The sequence below is a fragment of the Roseobacter insulae genome (assembly GCF_019375555.1).
In the GTDB taxonomy this organism is placed as follows: domain Bacteria; phylum Pseudomonadota; class Alphaproteobacteria; order Rhodobacterales; family Rhodobacteraceae; genus Roseobacter; species Roseobacter insulae.
The window spans coordinates 364,756-387,374 of record NZ_JAHXDN010000002.1 but is presented as its reverse complement, the minus strand read 5'-3'; the positions used below and the strand labels follow the sequence as shown (position 1 = coordinate 387,374).

At 62.7% G+C, this 22,619-nt stretch carries 25 protein-coding genes; 9 read left to right on the top strand and 16 right to left on the bottom strand.

Annotated elements, in window-relative coordinates:
- The first annotated feature begins 63 nt into the window (after positions 1-63).
- The gene (locus KX928_RS08045; protein ID WP_219500829.1) at positions 64-522 is read left to right on the top strand and encodes a DUF302 domain-containing protein; all 459 of its coding nucleotides are present in this window, start codon (positions 64-66) and stop codon (positions 520-522) included.
- A gap of 96 nt (positions 523-618) precedes the next feature.
- Here the strand turns inward: KX928_RS08045 and KX928_RS08040 are convergent, their stop codons facing one another.
- Positions 619-2,460, bottom strand: a complete 1,842-nt coding sequence (locus KX928_RS08040) for an ABCB family ABC transporter ATP-binding protein/permease (RefSeq protein ID WP_219500827.1) — start codon at positions 2,458-2,460, stop codon at positions 619-621.
- A 141-nt stretch (positions 2,461-2,601) separates the two neighbouring features.
- Positions 2,602-4,248 (bottom strand): LysM peptidoglycan-binding domain-containing protein, encoded by a 1,647-nt coding sequence (locus tag KX928_RS08035; protein ID WP_219500825.1) that lies wholly within the window; start codon positions 4,246-4,248, stop codon positions 2,602-2,604.
- A gap of 136 nt (positions 4,249-4,384) precedes the next feature.
- On the opposite strand from KX928_RS08035, the gene KX928_RS08030 reads away from it, so the two are divergent.
- A complete protein-coding gene (locus tag KX928_RS08030; RefSeq protein WP_219500823.1) occupies positions 4,385-4,936 on the top strand; it encodes an LOG family protein in 552 nt (183 codons plus the stop codon).
- On the opposite strand, the gene rarD is transcribed toward KX928_RS08030, so the two are convergent.
- The 9 genes from rarD to KX928_RS07985 all read right to left on the bottom strand — a co-directional run bounded on the left by rarD (position 4,876) and on the right by KX928_RS07985 (position 12,303).
- Positions 4,876-5,796: an EamA family transporter RarD gene (gene rarD, locus KX928_RS08025; RefSeq protein ID WP_308342264.1), complete on the bottom strand. Its 921-nt coding sequence runs from the start codon at positions 5,794-5,796 to the stop codon at positions 4,876-4,878. The genes KX928_RS08030 and rarD overlap by 61 nt on opposite strands.
- Positions 5,797-5,898: 102 nt before the next feature.
- Positions 5,899-6,498 (bottom strand): superoxide dismutase, encoded by a 600-nt coding sequence (locus tag KX928_RS08020; protein ID WP_219500821.1) that lies wholly within the window; start codon positions 6,496-6,498, stop codon positions 5,899-5,901.
- A 101-nt stretch (positions 6,499-6,599) separates the two neighbouring features.
- Positions 6,600-7,013, bottom strand: a complete 414-nt coding sequence (locus KX928_RS08015) for a hypothetical protein (protein ID WP_219500819.1) — start codon at positions 7,011-7,013, stop codon at positions 6,600-6,602.
- Positions 7,014-7,064: 51 nt separating this feature from the next.
- Complete coding sequence (locus tag KX928_RS08010) at positions 7,065-7,493, bottom strand: hypothetical protein (protein ID WP_219500817.1); 429 nt, start codon at positions 7,491-7,493, stop codon at positions 7,065-7,067.
- Between the two features lie 131 nt (positions 7,494-7,624).
- Complete coding sequence (locus KX928_RS08005; protein WP_219500816.1) at positions 7,625-8,200, bottom strand: sarcosine oxidase subunit gamma; 576 nt, start codon at positions 8,198-8,200, stop codon at positions 7,625-7,627.
- Positions 8,193-11,207: a sarcosine oxidase subunit alpha family protein gene (locus KX928_RS08000; RefSeq protein ID WP_219500814.1), complete on the bottom strand. Its 3,015-nt coding sequence runs from the start codon at positions 11,205-11,207 to the stop codon at positions 8,193-8,195. Before KX928_RS08000 ends, KX928_RS08005 begins: the two co-directional genes overlap by 8 nt.
- A 79-nt stretch (positions 11,208-11,286) precedes the next feature.
- On the bottom strand, positions 11,287-11,616 hold the full coding sequence (locus tag KX928_RS07995) for a sarcosine oxidase subunit delta (RefSeq protein WP_219500812.1): 330 nt from the start codon (positions 11,614-11,616) through the stop codon (positions 11,287-11,289).
- A 90-nt stretch (positions 11,617-11,706) separates the two neighbouring features.
- On the bottom strand, positions 11,707-11,910 hold the full coding sequence (locus KX928_RS07990; protein WP_219500811.1) for a hypothetical protein: 204 nt from the start codon (positions 11,908-11,910) through the stop codon (positions 11,707-11,709).
- A gap of 216 nt (positions 11,911-12,126) precedes the next feature.
- Complete coding sequence (locus KX928_RS07985; RefSeq protein WP_219500810.1) at positions 12,127-12,303, bottom strand: hypothetical protein; 177 nt, start codon at positions 12,301-12,303, stop codon at positions 12,127-12,129.
- A gap of 134 nt (positions 12,304-12,437) precedes the next feature.
- Between KX928_RS07985 and KX928_RS07980 the strand changes: the two genes are divergently transcribed.
- Positions 12,438-12,632 carry a hypothetical protein gene (locus KX928_RS07980; protein WP_219500809.1) on the top strand — a complete coding sequence of 65 codons (195 nt, stop codon included), beginning with the start codon at positions 12,438-12,440 and terminating at the stop codon, positions 12,630-12,632.
- 146 nt (positions 12,633-12,778) lie between these two features.
- Here the strand turns inward: KX928_RS07980 and KX928_RS07975 are convergent, their stop codons facing one another.
- Complete coding sequence (locus KX928_RS07975; protein ID WP_219500808.1) at positions 12,779-14,023, bottom strand: sarcosine oxidase subunit beta family protein; 1,245 nt, start codon at positions 14,021-14,023, stop codon at positions 12,779-12,781.
- A gap of 220 nt (positions 14,024-14,243) precedes the next feature.
- Between KX928_RS07975 and ccmI the strand changes: the two genes are divergently transcribed.
- The 4 genes from ccmI to KX928_RS07955 all read left to right on the top strand — a co-directional run bounded on the left by ccmI (position 14,244) and on the right by KX928_RS07955 (position 17,512).
- The gene (gene ccmI, locus KX928_RS07970; RefSeq protein ID WP_219500807.1) at positions 14,244-15,476 is read left to right on the top strand and encodes a c-type cytochrome biogenesis protein CcmI; all 1,233 of its coding nucleotides are present in this window, start codon (positions 14,244-14,246) and stop codon (positions 15,474-15,476) included.
- Positions 15,473-15,967, top strand: a complete 495-nt coding sequence (gene ruvX, locus KX928_RS07965) for a Holliday junction resolvase RuvX (RefSeq protein WP_219500806.1) — start codon at positions 15,473-15,475, stop codon at positions 15,965-15,967. The genes ccmI and ruvX overlap by 4 nt, the downstream gene beginning before the upstream one ends.
- Entirely contained in the window at positions 15,964-16,194 is a 231-nt protein-coding gene (locus KX928_RS07960) for a DUF1289 domain-containing protein (RefSeq protein ID WP_219500805.1), read from the top strand. Before ruvX ends, KX928_RS07960 begins: the two co-directional genes overlap by 4 nt.
- 229 nt (positions 16,195-16,423) lie before the next feature.
- Positions 16,424-17,512 (top strand): hypothetical protein, encoded by a 1,089-nt coding sequence (locus KX928_RS07955; RefSeq protein WP_219500803.1) that lies wholly within the window; start codon positions 16,424-16,426, stop codon positions 17,510-17,512.
- A 148-nt stretch (positions 17,513-17,660) separates the two neighbouring features.
- Here KX928_RS07955 and KX928_RS07950 read toward each other — a convergent pair whose 3' ends face one another.
- The 4 genes from KX928_RS07950 to KX928_RS07935 form a co-directional block, all read right to left on the bottom strand.
- On the bottom strand, positions 17,661-17,906 hold the full coding sequence (locus KX928_RS07950) for an HP1242/YdcH family protein (protein ID WP_219500802.1): 246 nt from the start codon (positions 17,904-17,906) through the stop codon (positions 17,661-17,663).
- A 12-nt stretch (positions 17,907-17,918) separates the two neighbouring features.
- A complete protein-coding gene (gene ppk2 / locus KX928_RS07945; RefSeq protein ID WP_219500801.1) occupies positions 17,919-18,812 on the bottom strand; it encodes a polyphosphate kinase 2 in 894 nt (297 codons plus the stop codon).
- A gap of 106 nt (positions 18,813-18,918) precedes the next feature.
- Positions 18,919-20,013, bottom strand: a complete 1,095-nt coding sequence (locus KX928_RS07940; protein WP_219500800.1) for a hypothetical protein — start codon at positions 20,011-20,013, stop codon at positions 18,919-18,921.
- A gap of 83 nt (positions 20,014-20,096) precedes the next feature.
- Complete coding sequence (locus tag KX928_RS07935; protein ID WP_219500798.1) at positions 20,097-21,002, bottom strand: LysR family transcriptional regulator; 906 nt, start codon at positions 21,000-21,002, stop codon at positions 20,097-20,099.
- A gap of 87 nt (positions 21,003-21,089) precedes the next feature.
- Here KX928_RS07935 and metF point away from each other — a divergent pair, with 87 nt between their 5' ends.
- Positions 21,090-21,959, top strand: a complete 870-nt coding sequence (gene metF, locus KX928_RS07930; RefSeq protein WP_219500796.1) for a methylenetetrahydrofolate reductase [NAD(P)H] — start codon at positions 21,090-21,092, stop codon at positions 21,957-21,959.
- A gap of 64 nt (positions 21,960-22,023) precedes the next feature.
- A complete protein-coding gene (locus KX928_RS07925; protein WP_219500795.1) occupies positions 22,024-22,503 on the top strand; it encodes a PaaI family thioesterase in 480 nt (159 codons plus the stop codon).
- The last annotated feature ends 116 nt before the right edge of the window (positions 22,504-22,619 follow it).

Genomic DNA, 22,619 nt, shown 5'->3' with positions numbered 1-22,619 from the left:
GTGATCTGACCTCGCGGCGCAATTTGCTACGGTTGTGCATATATTCCGCAACAGGAGCGCACGATGATACGGTCCCTCTCCACCGGGCTTGCCCTTGGCATGACCCTTTTCGCGACATCAGCACTGGCAGACGACATGATCAAGATCACCAGCCCCCATTCCGTCTCCGAGACGCTGGACCGGCTCGAACAGGCTGTGACCGGCGCCGGTGCCACCGTCTTTGCCCGGATCGATCACGCCGCAGGCGCTGCCAAGATCGACGCCGAACTGCGCCCGACGCAATTGCTGATTTTCGGCAACCCCAGGATCGGAACGCCCGCCATGCAGGCCGTGCAATCCACCGGCCTCGATCTGCCGCTGCGTGTCCTGGCCTACGAGAATGAAGCGGGGGAAACCATCGTTGCCTATCATGCGCCCGCAGCCATGGCCGACGCCCACGGGATCGACACCACTGCGCCGTATATTCAACAGATGGCAGGCGCGCTCAACAAGCTGACGTCGAAAGCCACCGCCGCCGAGTAAATCCGTCGCCTTGATGGCCCGTCGCCGACGGCGGGATCGCAATTGAAAGTCTTTGCGCGCCGCCGCTCCGCACCCCATGCGCCCGGCGCGCGCTGTCTAGATCGTGTCGTCCGATTGCTGGCGATGCCAGAGCTGTGCGTAGCGCCCGTCTTTGCTCAGCAACGCATCATGCGTGCCCTGTTCGACCACGTGGCCGGCTTCCAGAACGACGATCCGGTCCGCCTCGGCAATGGTCGACAGCCGGTGCGCGATTGTCAGAACGGTACGCCCGCGACCGGCCTGCATCAGCGCCTCCTTGATCTCCTGCTCGGTCTCGGAATCGAGCGCTGAGGTCGCCTCGTCCAGCAACAGGATCGGCGGGTCTTTCAGCAGGGTCCGTGCGATGCCAACACGCTGTTTTTCACCGCCTGAAAGCTTCAGGCCGCGCTCCCCGACGGTTGTATCGTAGCCGTCGGGCAATTGCGCGATGAAATCATGTATCTGCGCTGCCTTCGCTGCCGCCTCGATCTCGGCCTGGCTTGCGCCGTCGCGCCCATAGCCGATGTTGTACCGGATCGTGTCGTTGAACAGCACCGTATCCTGCGGCACGACACCGATGGCCGCGTGCAGACTGTCTTGCGTCACAAAGCGGACATCCTGCCCGTCAATGCGCAGGGCACCGCCCCCCACGTCATAGAAGCGGAACAGCAACCGCCCGATGGTCGACTTTCCGGACCCGGTGGAGCCCACGATCGCAACCATTTCGCCGGGTTCCGCGGTGATCGACACACCCTTGAGGATCGCCCGCTCGCTATCATACCCGAACCGGACGTTGTCGAGCTCGATCCGGCCCCCCGCCACCACCAGTGGCTTGGCGTCCGGGGCATCCGTGACCTCCGCAGGCTGTTCCAGAAGGTCGAACATTTCGCCCATATCCACCAGCGCCTGCCGGATTTCACGGTAGACCGTGCCCAGAAAGTTCAGCGGTATGGTGATCTGGATCATATAGGCGTTGACCATGACGAAATCGCCCACGGTCAATGTGCCGTTCTGCACCCCGATGGCCGCCATCACCATGACCGCGATCAACCCGCTGGTGATCAGCAGCGACTGGCCGAAGTTCAGAAACGCAAGGCTGTAGTTGGTCTTGATCGCCGCCGCTTCATAGCCTTCCATCGCCGCATCATACCGCCGCGCCTCGCGGTCTTCGGCGCCGAAATACTTGACGGTCTCGAAATTCAGCAGGCTGTCGATGGCCTTTTGATTGGCATCGGTGTCCTGGTCGTTCATCTCGCGCCGCAGCTTTACGCGCCACTCCGTCACCGCAAAGGTGAACCAGACATACAGCCCGATCGTCACCGCGACGACGAGCAGATAGTAGATGTCGAACACCACCGCGAGGATGATCCCCACAAGCAGCAGTTCCAGCATCAGCGGACCAATGGAAAACAGCAGGAACCGCAGCAGGAAATCCACACCCTTGACGCCACGCTCGATGATGCGGGACAAGCCGCCCGTCTTGCGCGTGATGTGATAGCGCATGCTGAGCTTGTGAATATGCTGGAAGGTTTCCAGCGCCAGCATCCGCAGGGCGCGCTGCCCGACACGCGCGAACACCGCGTCGCGCAGTTGCTGGAACCCCACTGTCATCAGGCGGGCAACGCCATAGGCAACCGTCAGACCCACGGCACCCAGGGCCAGCATGGGCACGCCTTCCTGCGCCAGCGCATCCACCGCTCCCTTGTAAAAGAAGGGCGTGGCCACGGAAATCAGCTTGGACAGCAGCAACATCGCCATGGCCAGGATCACCCGGCGTTTCACCCACTCGGGGTCTTTCGGCCACAGATATGGCGCGACCTTGCGGATGGTGCGCAGCCCCGACTGGCGGTCACGCAGTTCGTCTTGTTTGGCACCCGCATCCGCGTTGCCATCGGGATCGACAGTGGTTTCGGCTGACATTACTGGTCCTGATTGTTCTCAGACCTGCTACGTAAGGCACCAACCGCTTGTTTGCCAGCCTCACAGGACAATAAATGAAAATACGCCCGCCCGGTGAAAACCGTCACGCGCACGGCATGGCACTGCGGGAACAACAGCGCGTCAGTCCCCCGGCAGGTCGAATATCTGGCCGGGGTAGATCAGATCGGGATCGCGGATCGCCCCCCGGTTGGCCTCGAACACGCGCACGTAAAGCAGACCTTCGCCGTAGCGGTCCCGTGCAATAGCCCAGAGGGTGTCTCCGGTCTGTACGGTCACGGCTGTGACCGGCCCACCGTTGCTGTCTGTCGCGGCGGCGAGAATGGCAGGCTCTTCGCGTTTGAACGGCGTTTCAAGGCGGCTGGTCACTTCTCCGGCGAAATTGACCTCGTCCACGCGCAACGTGTAGATACCCGCCTCCACCTGCTCGACCGACCCGCGCCAACCGCCGTCCAGCTCTGCCGGGATCGATGCGACGATGCGATTGTCGAGATAGACCCTGACTTCGGACGTACCGGCCACTGCGCGCCCGGCCAGCTGCACGTCACCGGTATCCGAATACCCGATGGTGTCGATCGCGATGTTGCTCGTGTCCTCCTGCTGGGCGGGCTGCAAAAGCTCGACCCCTTCGGAGGTGGATTTCAGGACAGCAACCCCCTGGGACGCCGGTACCCGGGGTTCAGGTGTCGCGGTCGCCCCGGGCGCGTCAGACGCCTCAAGGGCTGCCGTGTCGGTGTCATCCGCCCCCTGCAATGGCTCGGCTGCCTCCGTTGCATCAGGCGTCTTCTGGATGGAAGGCGCGTCACCATCCGGCACCTCGGCCGTCGCACCAACCTGACCGCCGCCGCCATCACCCGGCGGCGTCTCAACATCCGGTGCAGCCGCGCCCGCAATGACCACGGTATCCTGTTGCACCGGTGCGTCCGCCACGCCCGCCGGGGTGTCATCTGGCGCAACGGTCGTATTGCCCTCACCACGCGCTCCGGCGGCTTCACTGTTGCTGTCTTCCACAGGCGTATTGCTCTGTGCGGCCGGTTCCTCCGCCGCTTGCGCCACGACGGTTGCGCCTGACGCATCCTCCGTTCGCGCTGCAAGACGCGGCGTGTCATCTGGGTCGGACCCGGTTGTGTCACCACCGGCATCTGCGGTCGGTACCGGCAAGGGGGCAAGGATGATCTCGTCAACCGAGGCGACAACCGCATTGCCACCTTCAGCCTTCAGGGTCAGCACCTGCGCCTTGTCGCTTGGCGCCACAACACCAACGGCGGCAAAGGCCCCGCGGGTGTCGGCGATGGCGGTGGCGATTTCGACCCCATCCACCAGCACCGATACGCGGGAGCCGGGTTCAGCCCGCCCGGCGATAACGGCCAGACCATCCTCTTCCAGCCGCACTTCGTCGACGCTGGGGACAATCCCGGCCACGGTCTGCCCGCCCAAGTCTTCCGGCGTCTTGGCGGCGCTGGTGTCTGCTGTGTCCGCGGCGTCATCGCCCGCGGCTGCCCCAGGGGTCTCGTCGGCCGGCGCAGCGGGGCTTGCGGCCTGCGGTGTTTGCGCCGCAGGTACCGGCACGGCGGGCGCCGGTGCCGCTTGTTGATCCGGCGCTGGCACCGAGGCATCGGGCGCAACGACAGTGGCAAGCTCTTCCTGGCTGGGTGTCGTGTTGTCTTGCAACCCCATGTAGGTGCCCGCCGCGATCACCAGCGCGATCACGATCCCGGCCGTCAGCAGCCCCGTACCGCCAGATTTGTTGGCAGCGCCATCTTCGTGCATAACCGTCTCTTCTTCTTATTTGAACGCCGGTCTCGAGCAGACGGACAGGCGTTGAGCCTACATAACAACTGCTCTATCACCGGTCAAAACCCAGAGCGTCACATTTCCTTTAATAACAACAGCAAGAGATAGCCACATGAGACCGAAATCCGTTTGCGTATATTGCGGGTCCCGCGCCGGTGCTGACCCTGCCTACCTCAAGGACGCCCGGGATCTGGGGCGCGGGCTGGCGCAGGAGGGCTGGCGGCTTGTCTATGGCGCGGGTGACGTGGGGCTGATGGGCGCGGTCGCCAGAGAAGCGCAAAACGCGGGCGGCGAGACCTTCGGCGTGATCCCGCAGCACCTTGTCGCATGGGAGGTCGGCAAGACCGATCTGACCTCATATGTGGTCACCGAAACGATGCACGAGCGCAAGAAGGTCATGTTCATGAACTGCGATGCGGTCGTCGTGCTACCGGGCGGAGCAGGCTCGCTGGATGAGCTCTTTGAAGTGCTGACATGGCGCCAGCTCGGCCTGCATGAAAAGCCTGTTTTCCTCGTGAATACAAATGGCTATTGGGATCCGCTCATCCTGCTCTTGCAACATGTGACGCAACAGGGCTTTGCGGAGAATTCTCTGCATTCCTACTACAGCACCGTCCCCGATGCCGCTGCCGCGCGGACCGCCCTGCGTCGGGCGCTGTCCTGACGCAGCGCCGATACCGAGTAAAACGCCAGCGCCGTCCAGATCAGCACAAACGCCACCAGATGCCACTGCCCGAAGGGTTCTGAAAAAACGAAAACGGCGCAGGCGAATTGCAGGGTCGGGTTGATGTACTGCAGCAATCCGATCGTCGTCATCGCCAGCCTGCGCGCCGCGAAACTGAACAGGATCAGCGGCACCGCGGTGATCGGCCCGGCAAAGATCAGCAGCGCCATCGTGCGCATATCTTCACCAAAGACGGTCCCGGTATTGTGATAGGTTTGCAACAGAATGAAGCCGGCGACGGGAACCAGCAGCAGCACTTCCGCCGTCACGGAGACAACCGGCCCCACGTCCAGTTGTTTCTTGATCATCCCGTAAAGCCCGAATGTCAGCGCCAGAATTAGCGCAATCCACGGCGCGGTGCCCAGCCCCAGCGTCAGAACCATCACCGCCACCGTTGCAAGGCAGACCGCCGTCCATTGTACGGCCCCCAGCCTTTCGCCGAAGACCAGCCGCCCGATCACCACGGCAACCAGCGGATAGATGTAATAGCCCAGCGATGTCTGCGTCGTGCGCCCGGTCTGCACCGACCAGATAAAGAGCGCCCAGTTTGCCGCGATCATCAGCGATGCCACGGCGACCAGCCCGAAACTGCGGGACGTGTTCATGGAGCGCGTCACCTCGCGCAGACGCCCCTGCGCGGCCAGAACCACGCCGAAAAACGCCAGCGACCAGATCATCCGATGCGACAGCACCTCCATGGCAGGCACATGCGACAGCATCTTGTAGTACATCGGTGAGAGGCCCCAGATGGTGCAGGCCGCCACCATCGCCGCCACCCCCCTGGCCGCCCCGCTCATCATCGCCGCACTCCTTCTTGGTGCGGTTGTGGTCCGAAATCGGCGGGCCAACAAGCAAAAAGGCCCCGCCAAAGGGCAGGGCCTTGAAATTCAGGCGCGCGACGGTCAGAGCCGCGAGGCGACGTTCTCCCAGTTCACCAGATTGTTCAGGAAGTTTTCCAGATACGCGGGGCGCTTGTTGCGGAAATCGATGTAGTAGGAATGTTCCCACACATCGCAGCCCAGAAGCGCTGTCTGGCCAAAGCACACCGGGTTCACGCCGTTTTCGGTCTTGGTGACCTTCAGGCTTCCGTCGGTATCCTTGACCAGCCACGCCCAGCCAGAGCCGAACTGACCGGCACCGGCAGCGGAGAAATCCGCCTTGAACTGGTCGACCGAGCCAAAGCTTTCGGTGATCGCTTTTTCCAGCTCGCCAGGCATCGCGCTGTCGCCCGGCCCCATCATCTCCCAGAACTGGTTGTGGTTCCACAGCTGGCTGATGTTGTTGAAGATCCCGTTCTGCGCCACAGCGGACGCGTCATAGGTGCCCTTGATGATCTCTTCGAGGGATTTGCCGTCCCACTCGGTCCCCTCAATCGCCTTGTTGCCGTTCGTCACATACGCGTTGTGGTGCAGGTCGTGGTGATACTCCAGCGTCTCTGCGGACATGCCTTTTGCGGCCAGTGCATCATGGGCATATGGAAGATCAGGTAGTTCAAAAGCCATTTGGGGCCCCCTTTGGTGATTGAGATGGGTATGAGGTGACATGAAGCTCACCCGCTTATAAGTTCAAGTGTTAACGGGTGCAAAAAGTTCCTGCGGGGCCATTATTGTGTGCGCGGGGTGCATTTTCCTTTGCCCGAGAACCGATTGGGGTAATTCTCCGGCCGGGCATAGAGCGCGAACTTGTTGTTCTTCTTGTTGATCGTGGCGGAATAGTCGAAATAGGGAACCCGCTGATTGGCATCGTCTTTCGCATTCCTGATCGTCCAGCGAATGTCCAGCTTGTCCTTGGTATTGCGCACAACCTTCGCCTGCATCGGTTTCTGGTGGAAATACAGGATAACGGCGTCGATCACGGTCACCTGACCGTTCGCCTTGACCACGATACCGACCTTGTCGGATATCCAGTCCAGGTCCTTGCGTTTCTGGGTGATATCGCAGTCATAAAGCACTCCCTGCGCCAGCGCGGCCTGCGCGAAAAATGTCAGTGCAAGTGCGAGAATGGAGGTGCGTAGCATAAAGTATCCCAGTTTGAGTACGTGGTGCCGGTCAGTCGGCGCGTTTCGTGATTATTCCGTGCGTGTTGTGCAGGTGCCGGTGCCTGAAAAGCGGTCCGAATAGCCATCCGGCCGTGCGTGGACGGAAATCTTTCCGTTGGTTTTGATGGTTGCCTGATAGTCGAAGTAGCTGGTGCGCTGGTTGTGCCCGTTCACCAGACCTTTCACCGTCCAGTGGACAACGATTTTGCGATCCGTCCTGCGCACCCTGTCTGCCGCGATCGGCACCGAGTTGACGTGCAGAATGACGGCGTCACTTACCGTCGCGGTCCCGTCCGGCAGGATCACAACGGCAATCTTTTGCGAGATATAGCCGCCGCCCCTCTTGGTCTGTGTCATATCACAGTCGTAGAGAACCCCGTTCACCGCAGTCGCGCCCGCCTGCATGCCGACAGCACCTGCCAGCACAAGCAACACGGTTGTAAAAAAGCCTTTGGTCATCCGTCATCCGCAACATGCCATGCGCCTTTGCAACCGGACAGACCATCAGCCATGGCCGGGTGACGCATAATGCCACGCGCACGTGGCATTTCTCGGACGTTCTTGGCATTGACGCTAACTGGCGTCAACTCTCACGCGTGATAAAGGTGAACTTCTGATCCGGGCTGCGCCGAAATTTTCAGCAAATCAAAGACATACCGGGCCTGAGATCGAAAGCAGATGATCTGGAACGTATCCGCGTTCCGCATCCAGAAAGCCGCGGGAACCTGTGCCATGCGGGTGCGCCGGAACATGCCCGGCGTGAACGCCCCCGGGGACAGGTCGACGGGGCACAGCTTGGCCAGCACTTCGCGGGCGCGCGGGCCGCCAAGGCGGAAGGACGCGCGCGCATCCGATACATTCGCAACAAGCGCATGCTGGATCCCCAGCGTCTGTTGCATCTTCTCGATATTGGCCGCAACGGTCTCATAGGGGCAGAGCACCAGCAACTCGTCCGGGCTCATCCAGCAGATGCCCCGGTTTTCGACGCAATTGGCCTCTCCCTGCCCCGGCATGTCCACCGCAGCCACCCCTGTGGCCGCGTTCTTGACAGCGGCGGCAGACAGATCGCCCCGCAGTGTGATCATGCCCTGAAGCGGCACTCCGGTGATCGTGGCGATGCCACTGTCGGATGAAACGCCGTTCAGCGCGGTGACGGGATCAGACATTCCCCTTCTCCCCTTGCGTGTCGTAGAACACCGGATCGACGATCCGAGCCTTGTAGGTTGCCCCGTTGGTGCCCGGGAACTCGATGACATCACCCATCCGGTCAGGCCCATGCAGCACAAGGCCCATCGCGATCCCTTTGTCGAGATTGGGCGAATAATAACTGGAGGTCACGCGCCCGATCATGTTCTTCTGGCCATTGGCGTTTTCGCCATCGCCCACCGCATAGGCCCCATCCGGCAACACGGCACCGGAGAGGGTTTCCAGCCCGACCAGTTTCCAGCGGTCCGGGTCCGTCATGTGAGAGCGTTCCTGCGCGCGCTTGCCGAGGAAATCCTCTTTCTTCTTGGAGATCGCCCAGTGCAGCCCCAGATCCTGCGGAATCACCGTGCCGTCGGTTTCATCCCCGATCATGATAAAGCCCTTCTCGGCGCGCAGGATGTGCAGGGCTTCGGTGCCATAGGGCATCACGCCCAGATCGTGGCCCACCACCATCAGCGCATCCCAGAAGGCCTGCCCCTGGCCTGCATCCACGGCGATCTCGTAGCTCAACTCACCGGAGAAGGAGATACGGTAGACGCGGACCCTGAAGCCACCCAGTTCCCCATCGGCCCATTCCATGAACCCCAGCGCATCTTTGGAGACATCCATGCCCCCCAGCTTTTCCAGCGCCTTGCGCGCATTCGGCCCGACGACCGCGATCTGCGCATATTGCTCGGTCACATTGGCCACATAGACCTGCCAGTCCCACCATTCGGTTTGCAGCCACTCTTCCATATGGCCGTGAATACGCTCGGCGCCGCCCGTCGTGGTGTGGCAGAGGAAGGTGTCTTCGTCGATCCGCGCCACCACGCCATCGTCAATCAGGAAGCCGTTTTCCGAACACATCAGCCCGTAGCGGCATTTGCCGGGCTTCAGCGTGCTCATCATGTTGGTGTAGAGCATGTCGAGAAACTTGCCCGCGTCCGGCCCCTTGACGATCAGCTTGCCCAGGGTCGAGGCATCCAGCAGGCCGAGGTTTTCCCGCGCGTTCTTCGTCTCGCGCATGACCGCGTCGTTCACGCTCTCGCCCGCGCGCTGATAGCAGTAAGGTCTGCGCCAATGGCCCACCGGCTCCCAGTCGGCCCCGTTGGCGTCATGCCAGTCGTGCATCGGTGTGCGCCGCAGCGGCTGGAACACGGCATCGCGCGCCTCCCCGGCAATCGACCCCATGGAAATCGGTGTATAGGGCGGGCGGAACGTTGTGGTGCCGACCTGCGGAATGGAGGCATTCAGCGCGCCTGCAAGCGTCGCCAGCCCGTTGATGTTGCTCAGTTTGCCCTGGTCGGTCGCCATGCCGAGGGTGGTGTACCGCTTGGCATGTTCAACGCTCTCAAAGCCTTCCTGCGCGGCCAACTGCACATCCGACACTTTGACATCGTTCTGGTAATCGAGCCACGCCTTGCTGCGCAGTTCGACACCGGCACCCTGCGGCATCAGCCACACCGGCACCATCGGGGCCTCCTGCGTGCTCTCGCCCACCGGACAGGCGGTCTGTTTGACCTTGAACCCGGCAGCCGAGGCGGCAAGCTTGCCCGCCTGATCGCCGTCTCCCAGCACGTCGCCCAGCCGCAAGCTGCCGTTGGCCGCGCCCGCGGCGGTGACAAAGGGCTGTCCGTCCGCCCCCGTGGGCGCTTTGTCCACATCCGGCCGGAAATGCGCCTGCGCGTCGTCCCAGACCAGTTTGCCCCCGCAATGCGACCACAGGTGAACAACCGGCGACCAGCCCCCCGACATGGCAACCGCATCGCAGGCGATTTCCTCCAGCACGGCACCGGCGCCAGCCTGGCTGCAGATCGCGACCCCGGTGACCCGCTTGGTCCCCTGAACCTTGGCAAGGCCATGTCCCATGATCACCCGGATGCCCAGGGCCTTGGCCTGCTCCATCGCCGGGCTGTCTTCGGGCAGCACGCGGGCATCGACGATGACGGGCACGTTCAATCCTGCATATTTAAGGGCAAAAGCGGTCAGATAAGCGTCGTCGTTGTTAGTGACCACTACCGTCCGGTCGCCGGCAGCAACACCGTAATTGACCACGTAATCGCGCACCGCCGAGGCCAGCATGACGCCCGGAACATCGTTCCCGGCAAAGGGCAAGGGGCGCTCGATCGCGCCGGTGGCCGTGACAATGTGGGCCGCGCGAATGCGCCATAACCGGTGGCGTGGCCCCGGTTTTTCCGGCGCGTGGTCGCGCAGTTGTTCATAGCCCAGCACATAGCCGTGGTCGTAGACGCCCGCCCCCATCAACCGCTTGCGCAGGATGACATTGGGCATTGTTTCCAGTTCAGAAACGGTTTGGTCCACAAAGTTTTCCACAGGCACGCCATCAACAGTGCCGCCATCCACCGGTGCCCGCCCGCCCCAATGCGCGGTCTGTTCGACCAGCAGGACCTTCGCCCCGGTCGCCGCCGCGGATTTCGCCGCCTGCAACCCGGCAACGCCACCGCCGATCACCATCACGTCGCAGAAAAAGTGAAAATGCTCGTAGGTATCGGCATCCCGCGCCTTGGGCGCACGCCCCAGCCCCGCCGACTGGCGGATGATTGGCTCATAGACATGTTTCCACAGCGGTCGCGGGTGGATGAACATCTTGTAATAGAACCCAGCGGGCAGAAACCGGCTGAGGTGCGTGTTGATCGCGCCCACGTCGAATTCAAGGCTGGGCCAGTGGTTCTGGCTCTGGGCGCTCAGGCCTTCGAACAGCTCGGTCGTGGTGACCCGCTGGTTCGGTTCGAACTTGCCCTCGGCGCCAAGATTGACGAGACCATTGGGTTCTTCGGCCCCCGAGGCGACAACACCGCGCGGGCGGTGATACTTGAAGGAACGCCCCACAAGCATCTGGTCATTCGCCAGCAGCGCGGAGGCCAGCGTATCCCCCTCGTATCCGCGCAACCGCTTGCCATTGAAAGAAAAATTCAGCGCTTTTTGCTTGTTCAGCAGGCGACCGCCTGTGGCGAGACGAGTGCTCATATGTCGGACCTCACGGAACGCGGGGACACCATGTGCCCCGGGCAGAAATAACTCTTGTCGGCAGAAACGAGACCACGGCTCATTTAAAGAGCCTCCATGACCAGCCCGGCCGCTCGCCGGTGATCTTGTCGCAGATCTCCTTGGGGGGCTCGTAGGTCTGCGCGGCATAGGTCCCGAAGACCTGAAGCGTCGTGGTGCAGCGCGCGGCATGGAACCATTTGCCGCAGCCGTAGGCATGGCGCCAGCGTTCGAAATGAACGCCCCGCGGGTTTTCCCGCATGAACAGGTAATCCTCGAAGTCATCGTCGGAGGCCCCCGGGCCGAACCGCTTCAGGTGCGCCTCCCCGCCGCCATGGAATTCGGTTTCCTCCGCGGTCACGCCGCAGACAGGACAGGTGAGGGTCAACATGAGTTCTCTCCGGCGATCCGGGCTGGACACACCAAAAAGGCGGGCGCCGCAAGACGCCCGCCTCTGGCGGTCCGCACAATGAAGTGGGAGTTATTCGACGACAGCCGGTGCTGTTTCAGCAGGGGCTGCTGGCGCGGACTCGATGGCCGCAGGGTCACCTGCGGCTTCGGGATCGGTTGGGACGGTTCCGGTGCCAAGCACTGCCAGCAGGAAGACAAATGCGCCAATAACCACCAGCGCGATGAAGATGCCTTTACCACTGACGCCGTCGTTGTGGGTCGTATAGTCAGCCATTGTTCTGTCTCCTTGTTACGGGAGGCCAGTTTGGAAGGCCGGTGCGCAGTCGCAAGGGCGGCGGAAAACCCCGGTGGTTTTCGGCAAGCCCAAGCCGCCCGGGCGCGAATGCGGCGGCCAAAAGACGCCGATTTCGCCGATCCGGGCCCCAGACATGCAAAACCGTCCGGACGCCGCGGCATCCGGACGGTTTCACAATGGCCCGAAACGGGCGGGTCAGTTACCGGAAATGGCCTCGGCAGCACCTTCGATGGCCGTATCAGGGCCTTCGACGGACAGGCCTTCTCCGCCCGAAAGCATGATATAGGCCAGAATGCCGACAACGACGACAAGCCCACCCACGATGAAGGCAATGCCGGTATTCCCGGATTTCGATTGTGATTGTTCGGACATTGTGTTGCTCCTTTTCGCTTTACGATTGAAAAGACAACAAAAAGCGGGCGCAAAAGGTTCCGATCTGATTTTCGGGCGGCCCTGTCGCCAAACCCGTTTACTGCCGCTACACTTGGATGCGAAAGGAGCGTCACATGAGCAAGGAAATGGGGGCTGTTCTGGTTTTCGGCGCGATTGCAGTGATTGCCATCGTCATGCTGGTGTTGGAGCGGCGCGCCGTTGCCGCGCGCAAGGCCGCCCGCGGAGGGCGCGAGGTGGATGTGAGCAGCCTGATCGCCTTCGGTTCGGCGGCAGGCGAAGGCAGCAAAACCCGCGCCGACGACACGTAAGCTGTGGGCGATACGTTTTATCTGATTGCCCTGGCCGGACTGATGTTGCTGGTTGTCTGGGTCGTTTTGCGCGGCATGAGCCGCAAACCCGACGGGAGCAACAACAAGCGCAATATCGGAGGCGGCCCCGGATCCGATCCCTGACATCAGTGCGCCACCCCGGCGGCGACGCTTTCGTCGATAAAGCGGCCTTCGCCGAAACGCTCCAGCCCGAAGGCATCCGTCAGCGGCCCATGGCCTCTGGCGATCAGTTCCGCCATCGCCCAGCCCGACCCGGGTGTTGCCTTGAACCCGCCGGTGCCCCAGCCGCAGTTGATAAAGACATTCTCCACCGGGGTTTTCGACAGGATCGGCGAACGGTCCCCGGTGATGTCCACGATCCCGCCCCATTGGCGCAGCATCTTCAGGCGGCTGACCATCGGGAAGGTTTCGACCAGCGCGCGCACGGTTTCCTCGATGTGGTGAAACGATCCGCGCTGGGTGTAGTTGTTGTAGCCATCCGTGCCGCCACCGATGACCATCTCGCCCTTGTCGGACTGGCTCATGTAGCCATGCACGGTGTTGGCCATCACCACCACATCCATGCAGGGTTTGATCGGCTCCGACACAAGCGCCTGAAGCGCCACGGATTCAATCGGCAGCCGAAAGCCCGCCAGCCCCGCCACATGGCCCGAATTGCCGGCCACGACAATGCCCAGCTTGTCGCAGTCAATCGCGCCCTTGGAGGTGTCGACGCCCACGACGCGGCCGTCCTCGCGACGAATGCCCGTGACCTCGCATTGCTGGATCACATCCATGCCCATGTCCGAGCAGGCCCGCGCATAGCCCCAGGCCACCGCATCGTGCCGCGCCGTGCCGCCGCGCGCCTGCCAGAGACCGCCCAGCACCGGGTAGCGCGGCCCGTCGATGTTGATGATCGGCACCAGCTCCTTCACGCGGGTCGGATTGATGAACTCGGTTTTGACGCCCTGCAACGCATTGGCATGGGCGGTGCGCTGGTACCCCCGCACCTCGTGATGGGTCTGGGCCAGCATGATCACGCCGCGCGGGCTGAACATCACGTTGTAGTTCAGGTCCTGACTCATGGTTTCGTAGAGCGACCGTGCCTTTTCATAAAGCGCCGCAGACGGGTCCTGCAGGTAATTGCTGCGGATAATCGTGGTGTTGCGCCCGGTGTTGCCACCGCCCAGCCAGCCTTTTTCAAGGATCGCCACGTTCTTGATGCCAAAGCGCTTGCCAAGATAATAGGCCGTGGCCAGACCATGCCCGCCTGCCCCGATGATGATCACTTCGTATTTGGCCTTCGGCTCGGCCTTGCGCCACGCCCGTTCCCAGCCCGTGTGGTACCGCGCAGCTTCCCGCGCCACGGCAAAGACGGAATATCGTTTCATGGCAAGACCACCCCAAGACGAAGGAACCGGATTCGCGCCGGCATTCAGATTGACACTGTTCTGCGTTACTCGCTGAAAAAGAGGATACTGAGCGCGTCGCTTTCTAACAAGTTTGCGACACCTTGCGCAATTGCGACAGTTGCACGCGCAGGCGTGATCATTTGTCTCTTTTGCCCCGGCGCTTTGACGGATACATCAGGGACGGAGGGAGCGTGCGATCATGACGATTTTCTGGATCATTGCAGGCGGCTTGGCGTTGATGGTGGCGCTGGCACTGGCGGCGGGTCTGCGGGCGCCGCGCAAGGGGCTGGTTGACCCTGCCGCAGCTTACGATCTGCGGGTCTACCGTGACCAACTGCGCGAAGTCGACAAGGACCTTGCGCGCGGCGTTGTCAGTGCGGCGGATGCCGAACGCGTCCGCGCCGAGGTCTCGCGCCGCATCCTCGCGGCTGACGCGGCGCTGGGGGCCGATACCATCTCCGCCGATGCCGGCAAGGGGGCGCCGGGTATCGTCGCCGCTGTGCTGGCGGTCGTGCTGATGGGCGGCAGCATCGCTCTTTACACGCAACTGGGCGCGCCCGGATACGGCGATCTGGCGCTGCAAAACCGCATCGAGATGGCCACGCAAGCGCGCGAAAACCGGCCCAGCCAGGACGCCGCCGAAGCCAGCCTTCCGGCAGCACAGGTGCCCCCCGCCGCAAGCCCCGATTACGTCGCTCTCGTCCAGCAGCTGCGCGAAACGGTTGCCCGCCGCCCGGACGATCTGCAGGGACATATCCTGCTGGCCCAGAACGAAGCGAACCTCGGCAATTTCGCCGCCGCCGCGCGCGCGCAATCCCACGTGCTGCGCATCAAGGGCGACAACAGTTCCGCCTCCGACTACGTGGATTACGCCGATATGCTGGTGCTGGCTGCCGGCGGCTATGTCTCTCCGGAAGCGGAAACCGCGCTGACCGCCGCGCTCAATCTGGACCGGACCAATGGTTCAGCACGCTATTACCTTGGCCTGATGATGGCGCAGACCGGTCGCCCGGATACCGCCTTCCGCCTGTGGGACGCCCTGTTGCGCGAGGGACCGGAAGACGCGCCGTGGATCGCACCCATCGTCGCCCAGATCGAAGAGATGGCAGAGCGGGCGGGTGTGAACTACCAGTTGCCCGAAATCGGTGACGGGCGCGGCCCCACCGCCGCCGATGTCGAAGCAGCCCAGGACCTCAGCCCCGCGGAACGGCTGGAGATGATCCAGAGCATGGTAACCGGCCTGTCGGAACGGCTGGCCACCGAGGGCGGCACGGTGCAGGACTGGGCGCAGCTGATCAGCGCGCTCGGCGTTCTGGGCCAACGCGCGCAGGCGCTCGCAGTGTATGAGAACGCGGTCGAGGTGTTTGCCGGGGATACCCGCGCACTGGACCTGTTGTTGCGGGCCGGGCAGCGCGCGCAGGTCGCCGAATGATCTATGACGAGATTTCCGGCTTCGTAGCAGCCCTTGCCCCGATGCGCAGCCTGGCGGGGCTGGACCTGGGCACCGTGACCATCGGCGTGGCCGTGTCGGACACGTTTCTGTCCGTCGCCACGCCGCTTGAGACCATCAAGCGGCGCAAGTTCACGCTCGATGCGGCACGGCTGGCCGAGATCATCAGCGAGCGGAACATCGGCGGGCTGGTTCTGGGCCTGCCGCGCAACATGGACGGCACCGAGGGGCCGCGCTGCCAGTCCACCCGTGCCTTTGCCCGCAACCTCGACCGGGCCGATGGCATCGGGGTGCCGATCACCTTCTGGGACGAACGCCTGTCGACGGTGGCCGCTGAACGCGCCCTTCTGGAGGCGGATACGTCGCGAAAACGTCGCGCGCAGGTTATTGATCACGTGGCGGCCGGGTATATCTTGCAGGGAGCTTTGGACCGTATCCGGGTGATCCGGATGACTGCGGAAGGACACGCATGACCGACGATATCTGGCGCCGCGACGAGGTCGAAAGCCCTTGCATCAAGGTCTGCGTGGTGCATCCGGAGGCGCGCATCTGCACCGGCTGCCTGCGGTCGATCGATGAAATCACGCAATGGTCGCGCATGAGCCCCGAGGCGCGCCGCGCGATCATGACCGAACTGCCCACCCGCACCGGCCTGATCACCAAACGAAGGGGCGGCCGCGCCGCCCGTTTGGCGCGCTGATCTGGGCGTCAGGTCGCGCCTTTGGCATCAAATCGCTGCTTTCGGCGGGATTACCCGTATTCCCGCGACAATCGGGCCAGTGTCTGATCAAAGACTTCTGAAAAGCTCCGGAACCGTGGCGGCATACCGCGCAATTGCCGCAAATTAGACGTATTGCGCCTGTAGCGAAATGGCGACGAAAGTGAACAGCGCGCCCCAGCGCGCGCACCAGAAAGGAAAGCTGCCTGTGTTGACATATCTGAAAATCGGCGCCTCTGCCTTTGCGATCTCGGCTTTTGTGCTGGCGCCTGCTGTCGTGGTTGTCACCGCCGAGCCCGGTTATGCCAAAAGCGAAAACGCCGGCGGCAATGGTAATGGCGGCGGCAACGGCGGCGGCAACAAGGGGGGCGGCCAAAAGGGCAGCGACGGCAATAAAGGCAAAAGCGTCGGCAAGGGCGGCGACAAATCCCGCGGCAAAAGCGCCGCGCGCGGCAGCTTCAAATCCGACGTGAAGGCGCTCGGCCGCGATATCAGCCGCGGCTTCGGGCTTTTCGGGGACAAATCGACCAAATCGGCCACCAGAAAACCCGGTAAATCCGTGCGGGCCCCGGCGACGTCGCCCAAGCCTCCCAGCAGACCGGACAAGACCCGCACCGCTGACGCGCAGACCAAGGGCGCCCTGCACCCCAGCAACCTGGGCAAACTCAACGGTGCGATCAACGCCAGCCCGAACGCCAAGGCCGCGCATATCGCCAATGGCAATTTCAACGGCCCCGTCGGCATCGCGGCGGCGCTGGCGCTGGCGGATTACAATCTTGACGCAGCCACCGGCGCATATGCGGCGGCGCAAGACGCTCTGGACCTCGCCGAGGCGCTGACGCAAGCGCAGGCGCTGATCGACAACGCGCCGACCGCGCAAGAGACCGAGGCGGCAAAGGAGATCCTTGCCGATCCCTCCGCCACACAGGCAGAGATCGCGGCTGCCACCGAAACCCTGGCCTATCCCGACACCACCGAGGCTGCGGCATTGATCGCGGGCACCCCTCGTCCCGATGACGAGGCATTGGCCGAGGCACAGGCGATCGTGCACGCGGGTCCGCCCGACGCAGACGGCGTGATCACCGCAGAGACGGCTGTTCTGGACGCCTACAAAGGCACGCTCACCGAAGAGGACGCGGCGAAAGTTCTGGACGCGGTGCGCGCCGCCAATCCCACCGATGATGCCATCGCCGCCGCGCTTGCCAAGGGCGAACCCACCAAAGACGGCGCGGGTGAAACGGACGTACCGCAAGATACCGACAGCGCCATGGCCAAGGATACGCCGCCCGACCAGGGGTGACGTGACGGTCCACCGCCACAGTGCGATCAGATCGCGGCCCGTTGAGGGAAATGCGCCTGTAGGTCCCCAAAAATGATCCCGACCGCTTGCCGCCTGCGCCCGCAGAGATGCCCCGCGCGTGCAGGCAGACAGTGGGGGCTGAACCCGCTCAGGCGTCGCTGCGCGCCAGATAGGCCCTGATTTCATCCTTCAGGCGCATGCGCTGCTTGCGCATGTCCGTCAGATGATCGTCGGCAGTCGGTTCCACGTTGGTTTCGGCCCGGTGCACATCGCGATTGATCGCGTGATAGGCATCCGCCAGCCGCGCGAAATGCGCATCGTTCTGACGCAGGGCTGCGATCTGGTCAGCCGCGTCGGGAAAGTCTTCGGCCAGTTCATGTGGGGTATGGGTCATATAATCGCCTTGTTACTTCTTGCGGATTTTCGGGTGAAGGGAAGTGGCCAGAATATGGTCCGCCGCATGCACGACGGTCTCGGCCTGGTGAACGATCTTGGGGTCGGGCTGCCGGGCCACGCTCTCGTCCTTGTCGGGATAGTCAAGGCAGGACAGGAAGTGGCGCATGCAGTTGAGCCGCGCGCGCTTCTTGTCGTTGGACCGGATGACCGTCCAGGGGGCATCGGCGGTGTTGGTGTAAAAGAACATCGCCTCCTTGGCCTCCGTGTAATCGTCCCACTTATCAAGGCTCGCCCGGTCGATGGGCGACAGTTTCCACCGTTTCAACGGATCGGTTTCGCGCGCGGCAAAGCGTTTGCGCTGCTCGTCCTGCGTAACCGAGAACCAGTACTTGAAAAGCCGTGTCCCGCTGCGCACCAGCATCCGTTCGAACTCCGGCGTCTGGCGCATGAATTCGAGGTATTCATTGGGCTCGCAGAAATCCATCACCCGCTCGACGCCCGCCCGGTTGTACCAGGACCGGTCATAGAGTACGATTTCACCATTGGTCGGCAAGTGTTTGACATAGCGCTGAAAAAACCACTGACCGCGTTCTTCCTCGGTGGGTTTGTTAAGCGCCACGACCCGCGCGGCCCGTGGGTTCAGATGCTCCATGAAGCGCTTGATGGTGCCGCCCTTGCCCGCCGCATCGCGCCCCTCGAAAAGCATCACGAACTTCTGGTCGGTCTCCTGCACCCAGTGCTGGACTTTCAGCAGTTCAACCTGCAAGGCCGCCTTCTCCGCCTCGTAGTCGACGCGTTTCATGCGCTCGGCATAGGGGTACTCCCCCTGCTCAAAGCCCAGAATTTCCGCGCCCTCGGCCTGATGGGGTTTTACCGCTGCGGGTATGTCGATGTGTTGTGCCATAGTGCCTCCGTTCCGGTCATCGGAATTAGACACCTTTTGAACGCCTGCGTCCTTGATCTCGGTCAACCTGAGGGCGCGCGTGTCACGCTCCGGTCTGCCGCCCGGATCAGAGCTTTTTGATCAGGCTGGGCAGCCTGCGATAATCCAATATGATGATCAGACTGGGGCCTACCGGGTTCTGATCGTCCATCAGCACGCCTTCGTAGGCCTCCAGCGCAGTTTTCGCGCCCTCGGTATCGCCCAGCATATCAGGTGTCATCATCGCGTTTATCTGCTCATCGGTCAGCTGTTTATTCTGTTCGGGATCGCGCAAGATATCCTGATTTTCCTGGCTGATCGGGCCGCCCTTATACCCGATCTCCAGACCTTTGGTGCCGCGCAGGGATTTCAGGAAATGCATATGTTCGGGCACGATGTCCCGGTCCATCTTGCCCGCCAGATTGTTGCGGTCCACCCCGCTTTTCTGCGCCGCTGCCTTGCGCATCTTCTGCGCGGCCAGACCCTGCGCCCAGTGATACCAGCCGCCCAGGCTCGCGCCCAGCAGCTCGACGATCTGCTTGGTCACCACCGCCCCGGTCGGGTGCCATTCCAGCACACCCGGCACGCCGGAAAACTTGTGATGGCCCAGCATAAGTCGATAAAGATCCTCGAAATAGGCCTTGAGGTCATCGGGATTGGCCGGTTGACCAATCTCGCCGGTGACATGAAGATCCGCCCAATTGCGGTTAGGGCCGGTTTCGATCGAGCCGGTAAAGACGCCCTGCTTCAAGGGTGTTTTGTGAAACTCCACGTCGTCCGGCGGGGGGTGGTCCTCGACAATCTGCGGCTCCGCCACAGCCCCGGCACCGGCATCGACGTCCAGATCAAGGTCGGTCCGCGCCACGGTCACTGGCCCGTCGCTGCCTTCAAACTCGACGCTGTAGCTGTCTGTGGCATTGTTATCCGACACCACGATACGCCCCCGCCGCCCAGTGCCATCCCGCACCCGGGTGCCGGGCTCCAGCCCCGCGCCCACAACGCGCTGAACCGGCATGAGGGATCCCGCGCGCGCATCCGCCCGACGTTGCAGCGCGCCCAGCGCCGCGGTGCTTGGGCTGGCCTTGGCTTTCCGGGCCAATGTCTGCAACGGGGTGCCGCCCGGCCGGGTCACCGACACCGTTGCCGTGTCAGCCTGCGTCGCGCGCGCCTTGTCAGCCTTCATCCTGCCACACCTTCCCTGCCCGTCTCAGCCATTGCGTCACCCTATCCTGGATGCCTGCGCCGCCAAAGCCCTCTCGCACCGCCTTACCGCGCCTGAAGTTTCCGGGCTTCCTCCCCGGCCAGTTTCAGCAGCTGTTTCATGAAGGGCTTGTCCAGATCGTCCTGACGAACCGCGGCATACAGCCGGCGCGTGATACCCTCCCGGGTCAGCGGCCGGGTGATGTAATCGGAGGAGTATTTCACCTCGCGCACCACCCAGTCGGGCAACACCGACACGCCGCGGTTCGACGCCACGAGCAGTAGGATCACCGCCGTCAGTTCCACCTGCCGAATCGCAGCCGGTTCGACCTTCGCCGGGATCAGAAGCTGGCTGAACACGTCCAGCCGCGTGCGCTCCACCGGGTAGGTGATCAGGGTCTCTCCCCGAAAATCCGCCGCGTCCACATAGGGTTTCTGGGCCAGCGGATGTGTGCTCGCGGCAACGAAAACAGGCGCATAATCAAAGAGTTCTACAAATTCAACGCCGGGCAGATCCTCCGGATCGGAGGACACCACCAGATCGACTTCTTCCTTCAGCAGCGCGGGCAGCGCATCAAAGGCCAGCCCCGGGCGGATATCGACATCCACGTCCGCCCAGTTCTTGCGAAACTTCTCCAGCACCGGGAACAGCCATTCGAAACACGCGTGGCACTCGATCGCGATGTGCATCCGGCCGGTGCTGCCCGCGCGCAGACCGGTGAACTCATCCTGCAGGGCCTGCACCTGGGGCAGAACCTGCTGTGCGAGCTTCAGCAACCGCATCCCGGCGGGGGACAGTTTCAGCGGTTTCGAGCGGCGCACGAAAAGCTCGACCCCGGCCTGATCCTCCAGCCCCTTGACCTGATGGCTCAGCGCCGACTGCGTAATGTGCAACTGATCCGCCGCGCGCGCCAGCCCGCCGGCCTCGTGTATGGCCTGAATCGTGCGCAGGTGCCGGAACTCGATATGCATATGATCCTCATGTTAAAGATGAGAGTTATGAATTTGTCTCACGATCCGGGGTGTGGCACAAGGGAGGAAATCAAGAGGAAACCACCGATGCCCACGCCATCCGTTTCGTTCGAAGTCTTCCCGCCCCGCTCGATTGATGCGTCTTTCAAGCTGTGGGAGACCGCGCAGGCGCTGGCCCCGCTGAACCCCCGGTTCTTTTCGGTGACCTATGGCGCGGGCGGCAGCACCCGAGATCTGACCCATGATGCGGCCTATACGCTGCGCAAATCCTCCGGGCTGCCGGTGGCCGCGCATCTGACCTGCGTCGGGGCCTCAAAGGCCGAAACCATGGCAACCGCGCAGCGTTTCGCCAAGGCCGGTGTGACGGATATCGTCGCGCTGCGCGGTGACGCCCCCGAGGGCCAGGACCGTTTCCAACCGCACCCCGATGGCTTTGCGAATTCCTGCGAGTTAATCGAAGCGCTGGCGCAAACCGGGCAGTTTACCCTGCGCGTCGGCGCCTACCCCGAAAAGCACCCTGACGCGGCCAGCCAGCAGGCCAATATCGACTGGCTCAAAGCCAAGGTCGACGCGGGCGCGGACGAGGCCATCACGCAGTTCTTTTTCGAAACGGAGACGTTTTTGCGCTTCCGCGATGCCTGCGCCAGGGCGGGAATCACTGCCCCGATCACCCCGGGCATCCTGCCGGTGATCAACTGGACCAACGCGCGCAAGTTTGCGCTGCGCTGTGGCGCATCGATTCCCGCGTGGCTTGATCAGGCCTTTGACGCGGCGATCCGTGACAACCGGCACGACCTTCTGGCCAAAGCCATATGCGCCGAGATGTGTTCCGATCTGGTGGACGAAGGTGTGGAGAACCTGCATTTCTACACATTGAACCGCCCGGAGCTTACCCGGGAAATCTGCCATGCCCTTGGCGTCACCCAGGCGGTGACAGGCGTACGGGACGTCGCGTAACCCTTGTGAGCGAAAGAAGAAAAGGCCTAGCCTTCGGGACAAGATACCTGTCTCGGAGAACGCCATGCCCATCGCCAGAAGCCCCGCGGACCTGCCGCCGCCACAGATGATCCTGAAGCGATCGGGGCTGGAATTCATGCAGGCCATCCTGTCGGGAGAGGAATGCGGGCCACCGATTGGTGAGACGATGGGATTCACCCTGACGGAGGTTTCCGAGGGCCGGGCGGTTTTTTCCGGCACACCGGAGTTCAACGTGACGAACCCGATGGGGACGGTACATGGCGGGTGGTACGGTGCCTTGCTGGACAGCGCGCTGGGATGTTCGGTGATGACCTGCGTGCCGCGCGGGTCGGTCTATACAACCCTCGAATACAAGGTGAATATCCTGCGGAACATCCCGATTGGCACTGCTGTTGTCTGCACGGCAGACGTCGATCATGCGGGGCGATCCACCGGGGTCGCTCATGGCGAGATACGCGGGCGCGATGACGGCCGGCTCTACGCCACGGGGTCAACAACCTGCATCATCATGAAAATGACCTGACAGCCCGGCGTCATTTCAGGCCAAGGGTTGCACTTTCCCATGAGTTCTCCTGTTATGCGGGCACAGGCCTGCGGCAGCCTCCCCAAGGGGACGGGTGCACAGCAATAACAAAAATG

Excerpts from the sequence above, each read along its gene's own strand:
- KX928_RS08030 (WP_219500823.1), top strand. The coding sequence starts at position 4,385 with ATGAGACCGAAATCCGTTTGCGTATATTGCGGGTCCCGCGCCGGTGCT.
- ccmI (WP_219500807.1), top strand. The coding sequence starts at position 14,244 with ATGACGATTTTCTGGATCATTGCAGGCGGCTTGGCGTTGATGGTGGCG.
- KX928_RS07935 (WP_219500798.1), bottom strand. The coding sequence starts at position 21,002 with ATGCATATCGAGTTCCGGCACCTGCGCACGATTCAGGCCATACACGAG.
- ppk2 (WP_219500801.1), bottom strand. The coding sequence starts at position 18,812 with ATGGCACAACACATCGACATACCCGCAGCGGTAAAACCCCATCAGGCC.
- KX928_RS08020 (WP_219500821.1), bottom strand. The coding sequence starts at position 6,498 with ATGGCTTTTGAACTACCTGATCTTCCATATGCCCATGATGCACTGGCC.
- KX928_RS08045 (WP_219500829.1), top strand. The coding sequence starts at position 64 with ATGATACGGTCCCTCTCCACCGGGCTTGCCCTTGGCATGACCCTTTTC.
- KX928_RS08015 (WP_219500819.1), bottom strand. The coding sequence starts at position 7,013 with ATGCTACGCACCTCCATTCTCGCACTTGCACTGACATTTTTCGCGCAG.
- KX928_RS07975 (WP_219500808.1), bottom strand. The coding sequence starts at position 14,023 with ATGAAACGATATTCCGTCTTTGCCGTGGCGCGGGAAGCTGCGCGGTAC.
- KX928_RS08005 (WP_219500816.1), bottom strand. The coding sequence starts at position 8,200 with ATGTCTGATCCCGTCACCGCGCTGAACGGCGTTTCATCCGACAGTGGC.
- KX928_RS07960 (WP_219500805.1), top strand. The coding sequence starts at position 15,964 with ATGACCGACGATATCTGGCGCCGCGACGAGGTCGAAAGCCCTTGCATC.
- KX928_RS08010 (WP_219500817.1), bottom strand. The coding sequence starts at position 7,493 with ATGACCAAAGGCTTTTTTACAACCGTGTTGCTTGTGCTGGCAGGTGCT.
- ruvX (WP_219500806.1), top strand. The coding sequence starts at position 15,473 with ATGATCTATGACGAGATTTCCGGCTTCGTAGCAGCCCTTGCCCCGATG.
- KX928_RS07950 (WP_219500802.1), bottom strand. The coding sequence starts at position 17,906 with ATGACCCATACCCCACATGAACTGGCCGAAGACTTTCCCGACGCGGCT.
- metF (WP_219500796.1), top strand. The coding sequence starts at position 21,090 with ATGCCCACGCCATCCGTTTCGTTCGAAGTCTTCCCGCCCCGCTCGATT.
- KX928_RS08040 (WP_219500827.1), bottom strand. The coding sequence starts at position 2,460 with ATGTCAGCCGAAACCACTGTCGATCCCGATGGCAACGCGGATGCGGGT.
- KX928_RS07940 (WP_219500800.1), bottom strand. The coding sequence starts at position 20,013 with ATGAAGGCTGACAAGGCGCGCGCGACGCAGGCTGACACGGCAACGGTG.
- KX928_RS07985 (WP_219500810.1), bottom strand. The coding sequence starts at position 12,303 with ATGTCCGAACAATCACAATCGAAATCCGGGAATACCGGCATTGCCTTC.
- KX928_RS07980 (WP_219500809.1), top strand. The coding sequence starts at position 12,438 with ATGAGCAAGGAAATGGGGGCTGTTCTGGTTTTCGGCGCGATTGCAGTG.
- rarD (WP_308342264.1), bottom strand. The coding sequence starts at position 5,796 with ATGATGAGCGGGGCGGCCAGGGGGGTGGCGGCGATGGTGGCGGCCTGC.
- KX928_RS08000 (WP_219500814.1), bottom strand. The coding sequence starts at position 11,207 with ATGAGCACTCGTCTCGCCACAGGCGGTCGCCTGCTGAACAAGCAAAAA.
- KX928_RS07925 (WP_219500795.1), top strand. The coding sequence starts at position 22,024 with ATGCCCATCGCCAGAAGCCCCGCGGACCTGCCGCCGCCACAGATGATC.
- KX928_RS07990 (WP_219500811.1), bottom strand. The coding sequence starts at position 11,910 with ATGGCTGACTATACGACCCACAACGACGGCGTCAGTGGTAAAGGCATC.
- KX928_RS07995 (WP_219500812.1), bottom strand. The coding sequence starts at position 11,616 with ATGTTGACCCTCACCTGTCCTGTCTGCGGCGTGACCGCGGAGGAAACC.
- KX928_RS08035 (WP_219500825.1), bottom strand. The coding sequence starts at position 4,248 with ATGCACGAAGATGGCGCTGCCAACAAATCTGGCGGTACGGGGCTGCTG.